This window comes from Streptomyces sp. NPDC058221 (assembly GCF_042882365.1).
GTDB lineage: Bacteria > Actinomycetota > Actinomycetes > Streptomycetales > Streptomycetaceae > Streptomyces.
The window spans coordinates 1-12,698 of the sequence record NZ_JBHVWF010000003.1; the positions used below are offsets into that span (position 1 = coordinate 1).

At 70.9% G+C, this 12,698-nt stretch carries 14 protein-coding genes; 5 read left to right on the forward strand and 9 right to left on the reverse strand.

What is annotated here, in order from left to right:
- Window positions 1-228 precede the first annotated feature (228 nt).
- From ACFVW8_RS01635 to ACFVW8_RS01645, 3 genes are all read right to left on the reverse strand, one after another.
- The gene (locus ACFVW8_RS01635) at window positions 229-1,599 is read right to left on the reverse strand and encodes an NAD-dependent succinate-semialdehyde dehydrogenase (protein WP_389685551.1); all 1,371 of its coding nucleotides are present in this window, start codon (window positions 1,597-1,599) and stop codon (window positions 229-231) included.
- A 73-nt stretch (window positions 1,600-1,672) separates the two neighbouring features.
- The gene (locus ACFVW8_RS01640) at window positions 1,673-2,110 is read right to left on the reverse strand and encodes a GFA family protein (RefSeq protein WP_389685552.1); all 438 of its coding nucleotides are present in this window, start codon (window positions 2,108-2,110) and stop codon (window positions 1,673-1,675) included.
- A gap of 68 nt (window positions 2,111-2,178) precedes the next feature.
- Window positions 2,179-3,390, reverse strand: coding sequence for an MFS transporter (locus ACFVW8_RS01645; protein WP_389685553.1), 1,212 nt, complete (start codon window positions 3,388-3,390; stop codon window positions 2,179-2,181).
- A 191-nt stretch (window positions 3,391-3,581) separates the two neighbouring features.
- Here ACFVW8_RS01645 and ACFVW8_RS01650 point away from each other — a divergent pair, with 191 nt between their 5' ends.
- The gene (locus tag ACFVW8_RS01650) at window positions 3,582-4,562 is read left to right on the forward strand and encodes a helix-turn-helix transcriptional regulator (protein WP_389685554.1); all 981 of its coding nucleotides are present in this window, start codon (window positions 3,582-3,584) and stop codon (window positions 4,560-4,562) included.
- Window positions 4,563-4,863: 301 nt separating this feature from the next.
- Here the strand turns inward: ACFVW8_RS01650 and ACFVW8_RS01655 are convergent, their stop codons facing one another.
- The 6 genes from ACFVW8_RS01655 to ACFVW8_RS01680 all read right to left on the reverse strand — a co-directional run bounded on the left by ACFVW8_RS01655 (window position 4,864) and on the right by ACFVW8_RS01680 (window position 10,039).
- A complete protein-coding gene (locus tag ACFVW8_RS01655; protein ID WP_389685555.1) occupies window positions 4,864-5,256 on the reverse strand; it encodes a hypothetical protein in 393 nt (130 codons plus the stop codon).
- A gap of 103 nt (window positions 5,257-5,359) precedes the next feature.
- Window positions 5,360-6,562, reverse strand: coding sequence for an MFS transporter (locus ACFVW8_RS01660; RefSeq protein WP_389685556.1), 1,203 nt, complete (start codon window positions 6,560-6,562; stop codon window positions 5,360-5,362).
- Window positions 6,563-6,567: 5 nt separating this feature from the next.
- Entirely contained in the window at window positions 6,568-7,128 is a 561-nt protein-coding gene (locus ACFVW8_RS01665; RefSeq protein WP_389685557.1) for a GNAT family N-acetyltransferase, read from the reverse strand.
- Window positions 7,125-8,315: a type III PLP-dependent enzyme gene (locus ACFVW8_RS01670; RefSeq protein ID WP_389685558.1), complete on the reverse strand. Its 1,191-nt coding sequence runs from the start codon at window positions 8,313-8,315 to the stop codon at window positions 7,125-7,127. The genes ACFVW8_RS01665 and ACFVW8_RS01670 overlap by 4 nt, the downstream gene beginning before the upstream one ends.
- Before the next feature lie 105 nt (window positions 8,316-8,420).
- Window positions 8,421-9,551 carry a protein phosphatase 2C domain-containing protein gene (locus ACFVW8_RS01675; protein ID WP_389685559.1) on the reverse strand — a complete coding sequence of 377 codons (1,131 nt, stop codon included), beginning with the start codon at window positions 9,549-9,551 and terminating at the stop codon, window positions 8,421-8,423.
- 89 nt (window positions 9,552-9,640) lie between these two features.
- Window positions 9,641-10,039 carry a hypothetical protein gene (locus ACFVW8_RS01680; protein ID WP_389685560.1) on the reverse strand — a complete coding sequence of 133 codons (399 nt, stop codon included), beginning with the start codon at window positions 10,037-10,039 and terminating at the stop codon, window positions 9,641-9,643.
- Window positions 10,040-10,158: 119 nt separating this feature from the next.
- Between ACFVW8_RS01680 and ACFVW8_RS01685 the strand changes: the two genes are divergently transcribed.
- The 4 genes from ACFVW8_RS01685 to ACFVW8_RS01700 all read left to right on the forward strand — a co-directional run bounded on the left by ACFVW8_RS01685 (window position 10,159) and on the right by ACFVW8_RS01700 (window position 12,683).
- Window positions 10,159-11,082: a hypothetical protein gene (locus tag ACFVW8_RS01685; RefSeq protein WP_389685561.1), complete on the forward strand. Its 924-nt coding sequence runs from the start codon at window positions 10,159-10,161 to the stop codon at window positions 11,080-11,082.
- The gene (locus ACFVW8_RS01690; protein ID WP_389685562.1) at window positions 11,079-11,312 is read left to right on the forward strand and encodes a hypothetical protein; all 234 of its coding nucleotides are present in this window, start codon (window positions 11,079-11,081) and stop codon (window positions 11,310-11,312) included. The genes ACFVW8_RS01685 and ACFVW8_RS01690 overlap by 4 nt, the downstream gene beginning before the upstream one ends.
- Window positions 11,313-11,406: 94 nt before the next feature.
- Window positions 11,407-12,366: an NADP-dependent oxidoreductase gene (locus ACFVW8_RS01695; RefSeq protein ID WP_389685563.1), complete on the forward strand. Its 960-nt coding sequence runs from the start codon at window positions 11,407-11,409 to the stop codon at window positions 12,364-12,366.
- A 65-nt stretch (window positions 12,367-12,431) separates the two neighbouring features.
- Window positions 12,432-12,683: a DUF2630 family protein gene (locus ACFVW8_RS01700; RefSeq protein WP_389685564.1), complete on the forward strand. Its 252-nt coding sequence runs from the start codon at window positions 12,432-12,434 to the stop codon at window positions 12,681-12,683.
- Window positions 12,684-12,698 lie beyond the last annotated feature (15 nt).

The following is a 12,698-nucleotide window of genomic DNA, read 5'->3' on the forward strand; positions in this document are numbered from 1 at the left end:
CCTCCGGTGCGGTGCAGTCCTAGACAGCTCCACCACACCGGAGGTCTTCGCCTTTGATCAAGACCCTGGCGTCAACAACGCTCGTGGTTAATACAGCTAGCCGCTCGGCTGGAGGTGGCCACGACGACTGTAAGCCTGGGAAGCAGATCGCTGTGCCACGGAGATGCGCTGTCCGTTGAAGCCTGGCCCGGCCGCGAGCCGCCAGGCCAGGCATTGGTCGAGAGAGCGCTACGGGGCAGTCCTCACCAGCTTGCGGTTAACGAATTCTCCGATGCCCAGTTCTGACAGCTCGCGTCCGAATCCGGAGTTCTTGACACCCCCGAAGGGCAAGTTCGGGGAGTCGGCGAAGCAGGAGTTGATGTACACCATGCCGGCTTCGATGCGGGTCGCCACCTGCTGGGCATGTTCGACATCGGCGTCGAAGACGTAGCTGCCCAGGCCGAACCGGGTGGCGTTGGCCAGCCGGATGGCTTCGTCCTCGCTTCCCACAACGTAGAAGGACAGCACCGGGCCGAAGGCTTCTTCGTGGAAGAGCGGGTTGTCCTCGGTGATGTCGGTGATGATTGTCGGTTCGAGGTAGAAGCCAGGCCTGTCGACGCGATTGCCGCCGTACACGATGCGGCCACCGGCGTCCTCCGCTTCCTGGATCTGCCGGAGCAGCCCTTCCAGGGCGCGTTCGCTCGCCAGGGGGCCTACGTCGGTGTCGTCGTCCTTGGGATCGCCCACCTTGATCTCGGCGAAGCGCTTCTTGAGTGCGGTCAACATCTGCTCACCATGTTCGTGGCCGACCACGATGACGCGCTTGATGTTGACGCAGCCTTGGCCCGAGTTGTAGGTGCGGCCCATGACGATCTGCTCGACCGCGTGATCCAGGAGTGCGCCTTCCAGGATCAGGGCCGGGTCGCTGCCGCCCAGTTCGAGGACAGCTTTCTTGAGGTTACGGCCGGCGCGTTCACCGACCGAGGTGCCCGCCCGTTCGCTGCCGGTGAGAGTGACGCCACGCACCCGGAAGTCGTCGACCAGCTTGCCGATCTGCTCGATGCTGCAGAAGAGGTTCGTGTAGGCCCCTCGCGGAGCCCCCGCCTGTTCGAAGAGGCGGGCGAAGGCCAGCGCGGACTGGGGGACGCTCTCGGCGTGCTTCATCAGCACCACATTGCCCGCGACCAGCTGGGACGCGGCGACGCGGGCCAGCTGGTAGTACGGAAAGTTCCACGGCTCGATCGCGAGGATGACGCCGACGGGTTCGGTGAGCAGCTTCGCGCCGGGCTCACCGGGCAGTTCCTGCTCGGCGAGGAACTTCTCTCCGTGCTCGGCGTAGTAGTCGAGGATGTCAGCCACCAGGTCGACCTCGAAGTAGCCGAAGCGGGTCACCTTCCCCATCTCGAGGGTCAGGTATTCCACATACTCGTCGCGCTTCTCTCGCAGGATTTCTGCTGCGCGGGCGACGATGCGGGCGCGTTCCGCGACCGGCCTGAACTTCCAGTCCTCGCGGTAGAGCCGGTGCGCCGTGTCCAGAGCCGCGAAGACCTCCTCGTCCGGCTGGAGCGGGTATTCCTTCACCAGTTCGCCGGTGGCCGGGTTGATCGTTTGAAAGCTCATGGTGTGTTCCTTGCCTGTGGGAGGTTGGACGGCGTCGCTCCCCTCGGGGGCGCGACGCCCAGGATGAGTTCTGCTACTCCGCGTCGCCATCGAACCGCGCCCGATGCTCGCCCGGCGCGACCCAGTCCTGGGCGCGGCGCAGCCAGACCTCGGCGGACGGCTCGATGCCGGTGTGGTCGTCGAAGGTGCCGGCCTTGACGATCATGAGATCGGGCCGCTCGTGCAGGACGGTGAAGATCGGCGTACCGCAGTCGCCACAGAACAGCCTGTCGCGCAGGTTGCCGTTCTCCACTCCGATCGTCCGGTAAGACCTCGGTGCTCCCTTGATCGCCAGGGAGTCACGCGCGATCAGGACGTTCACCGAGAACGCGGAGCCGGTGTGACGCTGACAGTGGCCGCAGTGGCATACGACGACGGCCTCGGGCTGTGCGTCGAACCGGTAGCTGATCGAGCCGCACAGGCAGTGTCCGGTTCGCACGTGGCTGGCGGATGCAGGATCGGTGGTGCTCATCTTCTTGATTCGCTTTCACTTGGATGGCCGGGTTGGCCCGGATCGTGGGAGCGGCGTGTGCCGCGACATCACCTGCTTGCCGGGAAGGCATGCCGCTTACCGCTGATGACCGTGACGGCCGCGGCGATGAGGAGGATCAGAGCCGCCCAGGTCAGCGAGGCGGTGCCAAGTCCGGCGATGAGCAGACCGCCCAGGAAGCTGCCCACGGCGATGGAGGCGGAGAAGACTGTGATGGTGATCGACTGGGCGACATCGGCGGCATCCGAGGTGGCGTTCATGGCTGCCCCGACGAACAAGCTGGGGGAGCTGCCGAACGCGAAGCCCCACGCGGCGACCGCGACGTAGACCAGGACCGGGGCCCCTGACACCGCGCCCAGGACGAGGACGCCGACCCCGAACACCACAGTGCTGCTCACCGTGAGCTTGCGCAGGTGACGGTCGATGTGCGCGCCGACCACGAGCACGCTCAGCACAGAGGTGACGCCGAAGGTGAACAGCACCCAGCCGGTCTGGCCGGCCATCCCCATGTAGGACAGCAGGTCCGTGACGTAGGTGTAGAGAAGGTTGTGCGCCACCATGTACGCGGCCAGCGCGAACAGGATGGGACGCAGCCCGGGGATGACCAGGACCTGCGACAGCTTCAACCGGCTCTCGACCGGCTGACCGGGAAGATTCGGGACAGCCACCAGCACCCAGGCCATGGACAGCGCCGTCATGGCCGCCGCGGCGTAGAAGGCCGACTCCCAGCCGCCCACGCTGCTCAGCAACGTCCCCAGCGGGATTCCAAGGGCCAGGCCGATCGGGGTGCCCGCCAGCGCGATGGCGATCGCGCGGCCCTGCCGTCCTTCCGGCGCGAGGCGCGCGGCGTAGCCGCCGAGCAGCGGCCAGATCAGTCCGGTGCCCAGGCCCGCGACGAAGCGGAGCACCATGGTCAGCGTGTAGTCGCTGGACAGCGCGGTGAGCGCGTTCGTCACGGCGACGACGGCCAGGGCGAGCTGCAGCACGTGCTTGCGCCGCCAGGTTGCCGTCACCCGAGCCAGGGGAATGGCGCCCAGGGCGGTGGCCAGCGCATAGAGGGTGACGGTCTGGCCGGTCAGCGAGATGCTCGTGCCCAGCGTGCGGCTCATCTCCGGCAGCAGACCGGCCGGGAGGCACTCGGTGAGGATGCTGATGAATCCGGCCAGGAAGAGGCCCAGCAGGGCCTTGATCGGAAGAGGGCTGTGGCGCGCAGGCGCCGAGACGGGTACCGGAGCTGGGGATGTGGCGAGGGTGTCGGTCATGGTGCTTTCCAAGCGGTGAGGGAAGCCCTGACGGGCGGGCCGTACCTGAAGGGGGCTGAAGCCGCCTATCAGGACAATTCGAGAGTCCCTCGAGCGCACGGGGTTAGCCAGACACCCATCTCGTCTACGTTTCGCGGAGCTATCACTCACAGGGACAGGCTGAGCTGCAAAAACCGCGTGATACTCGGAATATGGCAACCCACCACGCTGCTGGCACCGGCACATCGGGAGCGGCGAATTCAGGCCCGCGACCAGAAGAACCTCAGGAACAGCGATCTGAGGGCATCGACCCGCGCGCGGAACTGAGCGAATTCCTGCGTACTCGCCGGGGGCGCCTCAAGCCGGCCGATGTCGGCCTCACCGACCACAGCCGACGGCGCCGCGTGCCGGGACTGCGGCGCGAGGAACTGGCACACCTCGCCGGGGTCTCTGCCGCGTACTACACGCGGTTCGAGCAAGGCCACGCACGCAACGTCTCACGCGAAGTGATCGACGCCCTCTCCCGCGCGCTGCAGCTCTCCGACCCCGAGCACGCCCACCTGCTGCGTCTGGCTCAGGCTGAACGGACCCGGCAGCAGCCGAAGCCACCGCGCCAACAGGTCAGGCCCCAGTTGCAAGAGATGCTGACGGCCATGGAAGGCATGCCGGCCTACATGTGGGGCCGGCGCAGCGATGTGCTGGCATGGAACCAGACCGCATCCGCCCTCTTCGGGGACTGGGCAGCACGCACCCCGCAAGACCGCAACTGGGGCCGGATCCTGTTCCTGGACCCGGCATCGCGGAAGCTGTTCGCGGACTGGGAGACCACGGCGTACGACGTCGTGAGGCAACTGCGACTCGGAGCCGGCCAGCACCCGGACGACGCGCTTCTCGCGTCGCTGATCAGCGAACTCGCCATGAAGAGTGACGACTTCCGCAGACTGTGGGCAGCCCACGACGTCAAGGGCTACACCCACGGAGACGTACGTTTCTCCCACCGCCTGGTGGGAGAACTGACGCTGCGCTACCAGACCTTCGCACTCGCCGACGACCAGGAGCAGTACCTGACCACCTACCACGCCGAGCCCGGCTCACCCTCGCAGGAGGCGCTACACCTGCTGTCCTGCTGGGGAGCCGACGCCGCACACGAGCGGGCACACCCCTCTGCAGAGGAAGAAGCCCCAGACAGCTGACACGCGCAAGGACGCCCAGAGCCCGACCACTGTCTTGTGTGAGCAGGGCCTGATTCGTCGCTCGGCCAACGAGACCGCGCCATGCCGAGGAAGCGAGGTACTGCCGGACCGTCGGTGTGGGTGATCTCTTTCTGCGCTCCGGCGACGCTGGGTAGGACGCCCGCACCGTGGTGACCAGCAGCGCCTTGCCGGCGCGGTCGACGAATGCCTCCTCCACGGTGCCATCGGGCGCTTGCGGCGGTGGAGGCGCGGGCAGGCCGCGAAGCCGGCCACTCGACGGCAGCGAGATCGTGTACGGGGCTCACGCCCCCCTGAGCGGACCGCCATGTGGCGATGTGGCGACCCACCTCCGTGCCCCGCCCGCCTCGGTGCGTACGAGAACTGGCGGCTTTCCCAGGCTGGCCGGAGCCTCGATGACCCCCTCCCACCCGGTGCGCGCGGAGAAGAAGCCGACATCGGCCCATCCTCCGCGGAAGAGAGTGACCTCCAACTCCGCGCTTTCTGCGCCCACGATGCGCACCCCGACCGAGTCCGGATCCCGTACCCGGCCTCGGTCCGTCTCCAGCGGCTGAGGCCACGTGGCAGCTTCGTCCCGCCAGGTGACCGCCCCCACCTCAAGTCCCGCCCCGGCCCACACACCGCGCCGGCGCTCGATCTCGGTGGCGGCCGCGTCCAGATCTACGATGCGCTCCACGCAACCATTCTCCCCCGCACGCCCACCGCGAACGTCGGCCGGACAGCGCCTCCGGGTTCCGCAGACCGAGCCGGTGCCGGGATGCAGCGGCAGGTGAGAACGCTCAGGCGGCGGGGGCGTTCTCCGGGACGGGGGCGGTGCCGGCTTTCGGTGCCGGCCACTGGATGCGGGTGCTGCACAGGGCCACCACGTAGGCGGCCCCCGCCACGCAGGCGAATCCCCACAGCAGGCTGCCGGCGCCGGCCACGAACCCGATCAGCGGAGGACCGGCCAGCAGGCCCGTCGTCCCCATGGCGGCGACGAGTGTGAGCGCGTTTCCACCCTGCTGGGCCGCCGCCACGTAGACGCAGGGAGTGACCGCCGCGACGCCGAGGCCGACACAGGCGAAGCCGAGGAAGGCCGGCCAGGTCCCGCCCGCCACGAGCGCGAGGGCGAGCCCGCTGCCGGCCAGGGTGCTTCCCGCGAGGACCACCCGGCGGTCGCCCCAGCGCTCGCGCCAGTTGTCCGCGCGCAGGCGGGCGAGGACCATGACGCCCGAGACGACGACGATCCCCAGCGGTGCGACCTGTTCGGAAGCGTCGGCGACGTCCTTCAGGTAGAGAGCGGACCAGTCGTTCATCGCGCCTTCCACGATCGTCCCGAAGACCATGGCGCAGCACATCCACCACACGGCCGCGGTGGGCAGGGACCACCGGCGCGGTCGTGCCGGTTCTGCCGGCACGGCGGCCGCCGGTTCCTCGGTCTCGGCGAGGAGCCCGGTCGAGGCGCCCGCGGCGAGGAGGACCAGGAGTACGGCGGCGACGGCGAAGTGCGCCGTGAGCGAGGAGGTCACCAGATGCACCGCTGAGGCGAGTACTCCCGCGAGGAAGGAGCCACCGCTGAAGACGGCGTGCAGCTTGGCCATCGTGTGGCGCTCGTGCCGGGCCTCCAGCGCGGCCCCCTGCGCGTTCATCGCCGTGTTGAGGCAGCCGACGAAGACACCGTCGACGCACACCACCAGGAGCGCGACGGGGTAGTTGGGGGCGACGGCGAGAGCGAGGAGCACGACCGCCAGCGCCGTGGTCGAGGTCAGGGCGAGGAGACGCGAGCCCAGGCGCCGCATCAGCAGTGCGACGAGGGGGAAGGCCACGCAGGAGCCGACACCCGCCGCCATCAGCAGGAAGCCGACCTCGGCGGCGTTCAGCCCGAGTCCCGACTTGAGCGCGGGTATGCGGGAGGCCCAGGTGGCGTACTGGAAGCCGAGGGCGCAGAAGAGGGCGGCGGTGGCGAACTGCCCGCGCCGGAAGGAGGGGAGAGAGGAGGGCACGGGGGTCAACTCCGTGAGTGAGGAGGCGAGAGGACGGGGGTGTTGTGGAGACCGGGCAGCCGCCCTTGCGGCCTGAGAGAGCGGGACATGTACACGGCCGCTGCGTCGTAGTCGGTGACTGCCACGAGTGGTTCGGCCGAGTAGCCGCGCGCGGCCCAGAAGCGGTCGGCACCACCCACGGCGACGAGCGAGACCGACGTGTGGCCCCGGCCGCGCGCGGCGTCCTCCAGGTGGCCGACGAGCCGGCGCGCGAGGCCGCGTCCGCGCAGGAGCGGGCTCACGACGAGGTCGTGGATGTGCAGGTTCTCCGAGACGACGCGGCCCCCCTCCGCGCGCCCCCACGTCGGAGGCAGCCGCGGCGGGCTGGGCAGTGCGAGCAGGTATCCGCCGACCGTCGCCTCCTCGGTCCGCAGAACGAAGCACGTGCCGGGTGACGCCGCCGCCTTCGAGCGCAGGACCGCCTGGTCCTCCGAGAGGCCGAGCGGCGCGTACGCCTCGCGTTCGAGGGCGAGGATCCCGCCCCAGTCCGCCGCGGTGAGGCCGCGTATCACGGGGTGAGCCGTCATCTGCCGTCGCTCTCCGGGGCCGGCGGCGCACCGGTGAAGGCGACGGGCAGGGGGGAGAAACCGTTGAATCCGCGCGTGGTGTAGCTCAGCGCGTAGGCCCCGCACGAAAGGACTTCCACGGGGTCGCCCGAACGGAGGTCCTCGGGAACCTCGACATGGCCGCGATCGTGCGCGTAGGAGTCGTCGCTGTCACAGGTCGGCCCGGCGACGACCGCCGGCACCCGGGGCCCCGCCGGACGCGTGGGGAAGCGCAACCGGTACTGGATGGCGTCCATCTCGTACAGGCCGTTGAACTTCCCGCAGCTCAGGAAGAGCCAGCGCTGGCGTGTGCCGTCCGGCATGCGCCGTTGCGTGAGGCGGACGACGCGGGCGTGGATGGTGCCGTGATCGGCGACCATCCAGCGTCCGGGTTCGACGACGATCCGCAGGTGCGGGCCGTGGACGGAGCGGAGGTGCTCGATGCCTTCGCGGAGCGTGGCGAAGATCTTGTCCAGTGGCGGGTCGAGAGGCACGCCGTCGGCGTCCAGGTAGCCGCGTGCCGGCAGTCCGCCGCCGAGGTTCACGTGGTCCAGGACGACGCCACGCCCGGCCAGGGTCTCCAGCACCGCCGAGAGCCGTTCGAAGGCGTGCCGCCAGGCGTCCGCGTCCATCTGCTGCGACCCCACGTGCACCGAGAGCCCTGAAGGCACGAGACCGAGGGAGCGCGCCTCCTCCATGAGCTGTGCGCCCTCGTCCGGGGAGCAGCCGAACTTGTGCTTCAGTCCCCACAGCGCGCTCCCGCTCTCCACGGCCAGGCGGCAGAAGACGCGCGCGCCGGGAGCGTGGCGTGCGAGGGCCGCGAGATCCTCCCGGCTGTCCGTCACGAAGAGGCGGACGCCCAGGGCGTAGGCCTCCGCGATGTCCTTGTCGGACTTCACGGTGTTGCCGTAGTGCGTGGCCTCGACAGGGACACCGGCGCGCAGGGCCTGCCGCAGTTCCTGTGGACCTGCGGCGTCCACCCCCGCACCGACGGCCACGAGAGCCCGCAGGATCTCGTCGTCGGGTGCCGCTTTCAGGGCGAACCGGACGGTGACCCCAGGGATTTCACGGCACAGCTCCGCATACCGCGCGCGCACGCCGTCAAGGTCGTAGACGAGCCGGTCGTGGCCTCCCGGGTCCCCCGGGCGTGGTTGCTGCGTGCTCTTCATGCGTCCTCCCCTGCGGCACGAAGCCGCGTCGGCCCGGGGGGGGGCGCCCCCGCCCCCCCGGGGGGCGGCCGCCGCCCCCCCCGGGGCGCCCCCGCCCCGGTGCCGTCACAGCGCCACGACGTCCGCCACCGCGCAGGCCACGTTGTCGGGGGCGCCCGCCGCCCCGGCCAGTGCGAGCAGTTCGCCGACCGCCGTGCCGGGGCCGTCCGCCCCGGCGAGCACCCGGGCCAGGTCCGTACCCTCGACGACCGCCGAGAGCCCGTCCGAGCAGAGCAGATAGCGGTCACCGGGCCGGGCGTCCCGCACGTCCAGATCGGGTCCCGCTCCCGCCGGACCGCTGCCGCCCAGCGCCTTGAGCAGCATCGCCCGCTGCGGGTGCGAGAACGCCTCCTCCTCGGTGAGCGAGCCGTCGTCGATCATCGACTGGACCAGGCTGTGGTCGTGCGTGATCCGGAACAGTTCGCCGTCGCGCAGCAGATAGGCCCGCGAGTCCCCGATGTGTACGAGCCCCAGCTGCGAGCCCGTCCACACCATCGCGGTCAGTGTGGTCCCGGACTCGTCCGGTGCCCCGCTTCCGACGCTGCCCGCGACCGCGTCCCGGACCGCCCGCGCGGCCTGCTCCGCCGCGTCGTGCAGCACGTTCAGCAGTTCCGCGGCCGGCACCGCGCCCCGCGCCACCGGTTTCAGGGCGTCGATCGCCGCCGCGCTGGCCCCCGCCCCGCCTTCCCCGAACCCGTCGGCGACCGCGAGCAGCCGGGCCCCCGCGTACGCCGCGTCCTGGTTGGTCTCCCGCACCGCACCGATGTCGGTGCCTGCCGCGTACCGGATTCCGAGCGTTCCCACCTGTGCCATGACTTCCTCCGTCGACAGCTGGTCGATGAGGAAGGCCGCGAGGTCACGCCGGGCTGCCGTTTCGGCCTCCACCTGCGCCCAGTAGGCCCGGATCGCTGCGGCGGCCGCCCCGGAGTCCAGCGCGATCACCTCCGTGATCCGGGCGAGCGGCATCCCGATCCGGCGCAGCCAGGCCACCAGCCTGGCGGTCGGTGCCTGCGCAGGGTCGTAGTACCGGTAGCCGTTCGCCGGGTCGACCAGGGCGGGCGCCAGCAGGCCGAGCTCGTCGTAACGGCGCAGCGCCTTGGCGGACAGCCGGGACAGCCGGGCGAACGCCCCGATCGTCATCAGCGCCGCTTCGGGCCGCCGCCCCTGCCCCTGGTCCGTCACCTCGTGCCTCCTCATACCGGGCGGTGCTCGCCCGGCACGCCGATCGTTGGCCTTCCCCTGTGGAGAAGGTCAAGGATGGCTCATGGAGGGACGTGGCGGGGCGCTCAGTCCTCGTGGGTGTAGAAGGCGTAGAACGCGGCCAGCAGCATGCCCGCCCCCGTCAGCAGGCCCAGCACCGAGGCCGCGAGCACGCTCTTGTCGGAGAGGCTGTAGAGGAAGCCGATCGAGCCGCCGAACAGGGCGCCGTAGGACGCTGCCGCGAGCACGGTCGGCAGCCGCTTCTGTACCCGGCCCAGGCCGAAGCAGAGCGCCGCGAGAACGGCGCCGGAGATCAGTCCGAGGGCCAGCTGCCCGCCGGTGAGCACACCGCCGCCCCGGACGATGGACGTCGCGTACCAGCCGAGGATCACCCCGAGCGTGACGGGCAGGGCCCAGCTGAGGGTGGAGTGGTGCCGTGCACGGGCGCGCGTTCCGCGTGCCTGCACCGAAGCGTGTGCGGCCATGGCGGGAAGCTCCTTCCGTCGCCCCCTCTTTCCTCCAGAGCACACCTGGCCGGGCCGACCGGCAACTCGAATGGCTCATGGCCCGGGCGCCCCCGGCCCATCCGGGATTCCCTGGTGGGGTGCGGACCTACTTCTCGACGGCGCTCTCGGCGGCACTGCTGGTGCTGCTCGCCGTCCTGGTGCCGTTGAGCGCGCTCTCCGCCTGGGTGGATCTGGAGATCGACGACACGGACCGTTACGTCGCCGCGGTGGCCCCGCTCGCCTCCGACCCCGATGTGCAGAACACCGTGGCCGATCTGATCACCGACGAGGCGATGAAGCAGATCGACGTCGGTCCGCTCAAGGACACCGTCCGCGACTTCCTGCACCAGGCCGTCGAGTCCTTCACCACCACGGACGCCTTCCGGGCCGCCTGGAACGCCGCCAACCGCACCGCCCACGAGGCCGTCACCGCCGCGCTGGACGGCCGCAGCGGCGAGAGCGTCACCATCGACCTGGCGCCCGTGACGGAGCAGGTGCGGCAGAACCTGCTGGACAACGGGGTGCCGTTCGCCGACCGGGTCCCCGTCGAGCACACCGACATCCAGATCATCTCCGCCGACCGGGCGGACCAGCTGCGCCAGAGCTTCCGATGGCTGCGGGCCGCCAGTATCTGGCCGGCGGTCGGCACGCTGGTGTTCGCCCTGCTGGCCGTGGTGCTGGCCTGGGTGCGCGGCGGGCCAGGACGCCGGGGTTCCGCACTGGCCGCGCTGTCCGCCACGGCCGTCGCCGGCACCGGCTTCGCGCTCGGCGCGCTGCTGCTGCGCGGGGCGCTGGCCTTCGCCCGCAACCGGGTGCTCGCCGAGGTGCCGGGCAACGAGACGGACGGCGCGGCCGCGGTCTACGACGCGCTGACGGCCTCGCTTCGCACCACGGTGTGGATCGTCTTCGGTACGGGTCTCGCCCTGGCGGTATGCGCGGTGGCGGCACGGATCTGGGCCCAGCGGGTCCTGCCGGCGCCCGCCCCGGTGGCACCGGTGGCGCCGGTGGCACCCGACGCATGACGGTTCCACCCCGGCGTACGACGGCTCCGCCATGGCGGAGCGACGGATCGACCGCGCAGGTCCGGGACGGTGCCGCTGCGCCGCCGACTCGCGTTCTGCGGGGCCGCGCCCGGATCGACCATGTGCTGGTCGGCGGCGACTTCTCGGTGCGCCCCGCCCGCTTCCTGCGGCTGGCCGGCACCGACCACCGGGCGCTGCTCGTCGCCCTGGAACTGCACGACGGCCGCTGAGCGACCGGGCCCGCGGGCGCCGACGTGCGGGCGCGGGCAGGCCGGGGAAGAGTGGATTGCGTGCACTGCCGGGGGCGACTGGAAGGTGTTCCGTATGCGAGCCGTCGCCGTCGGCGCCTTCCGGGCCGGCCCCGCACTGGTCGAGGTCCCCAAGCCTGAACCGGCGGCCGGCGAGGTGCGGGTGCGGGTCGAGTACGCCGCCCTCAACCCGTACGACTGGCAGACCGCCGACGGCTCGCTGGACGGACAGGTCCCGCATGTCTTCCCGCTGGTCGTCGGCGTGGACTTCGCCGGCCGGGTGGACATGATCGGCAGCGGCGACAACCGTTTCCGGGTCGGCGACCGGGTCTTCGGCCGGGCCGGGCCGCCGGTCGGCGCCGGTACGTACTGCGACTTCGTCTGCGTGCCGCAGGACGCCGCCATCACACTCGTCCCGCGCGGCCTCGACGCCCGGATCGCGGCGGCGCTGCCGTCCGCCGGGATGGCGGCCGCGCAGATCCTTGAGGCGGCCGTGCTCCGCGGCCACGAGAGCCTGCTGATCATCGGTGCGGCCGGTGGCGTCGGCAGCTGCCTGACCCAGCTCGCCAGGGCCCGGGACGTACGGGTGGTCGCGGGGGTGCGCGGCGACGAGCGGTCCAGGATGGGGTCGTTGGGCGCCTCGGTCACCATCGACACCACCCTGGGCCCGACCGCCGACGCGATACGCGCGGTCTGTCCGGACGGCATCGACGCGCTGGCCGACCTGGTCTCCGACACCCCGGAGGCGTTCGCCGGCCACGCCGCGCCGCTCCGGCCGGCCGGCGTCGCGCTCAGCACCCGCGGCGTCGCGGCCGGGGCGGCGCTCCCCGACGGCGTGCGCGGCATCGACTTCAGGCTCGACCCGAACCCCGTCCTGCTGGACGTGCTGGCGGCGGGCGCCGCGGAAGGCGTGCTGCGCGTGCCCATCGACATCGAACTCCCGCTGGAGAAGGCCCCGCAGGCCCTGGACCGCAACCGCACCGGAGGGGCCCGCGGCAAGACCCTCATCGTGCTGCGGAACCACGGACACCGCTGAACCCCACGGGCGCCCGCGTACCGAACGGCAGAGAACAGAGAAACGAAGAGGACGAAGGGGACACCATGGACGACCAGGAGCGGGACATCATCGGGTCCATCGACGGACTCGTCGCGGAGGAGCGCGGCCTGCGTGACCGCAGCGGCAAGGATCCCGGCCTCACCGCCGAGGAACAGGCACGGCTGCGTACGGTTGAGGTCAGGCTCGATCAGTGCTGGGACCTGCTGCGGCAGCGCCGCGCACTGAGCGAGTTCGGCCAGGACCCGGAGCAGGCGCGGGTCCGCCCGGCCGACGAGGTCGAGGACTACCGCAGCTGACAGCCGAACACCACA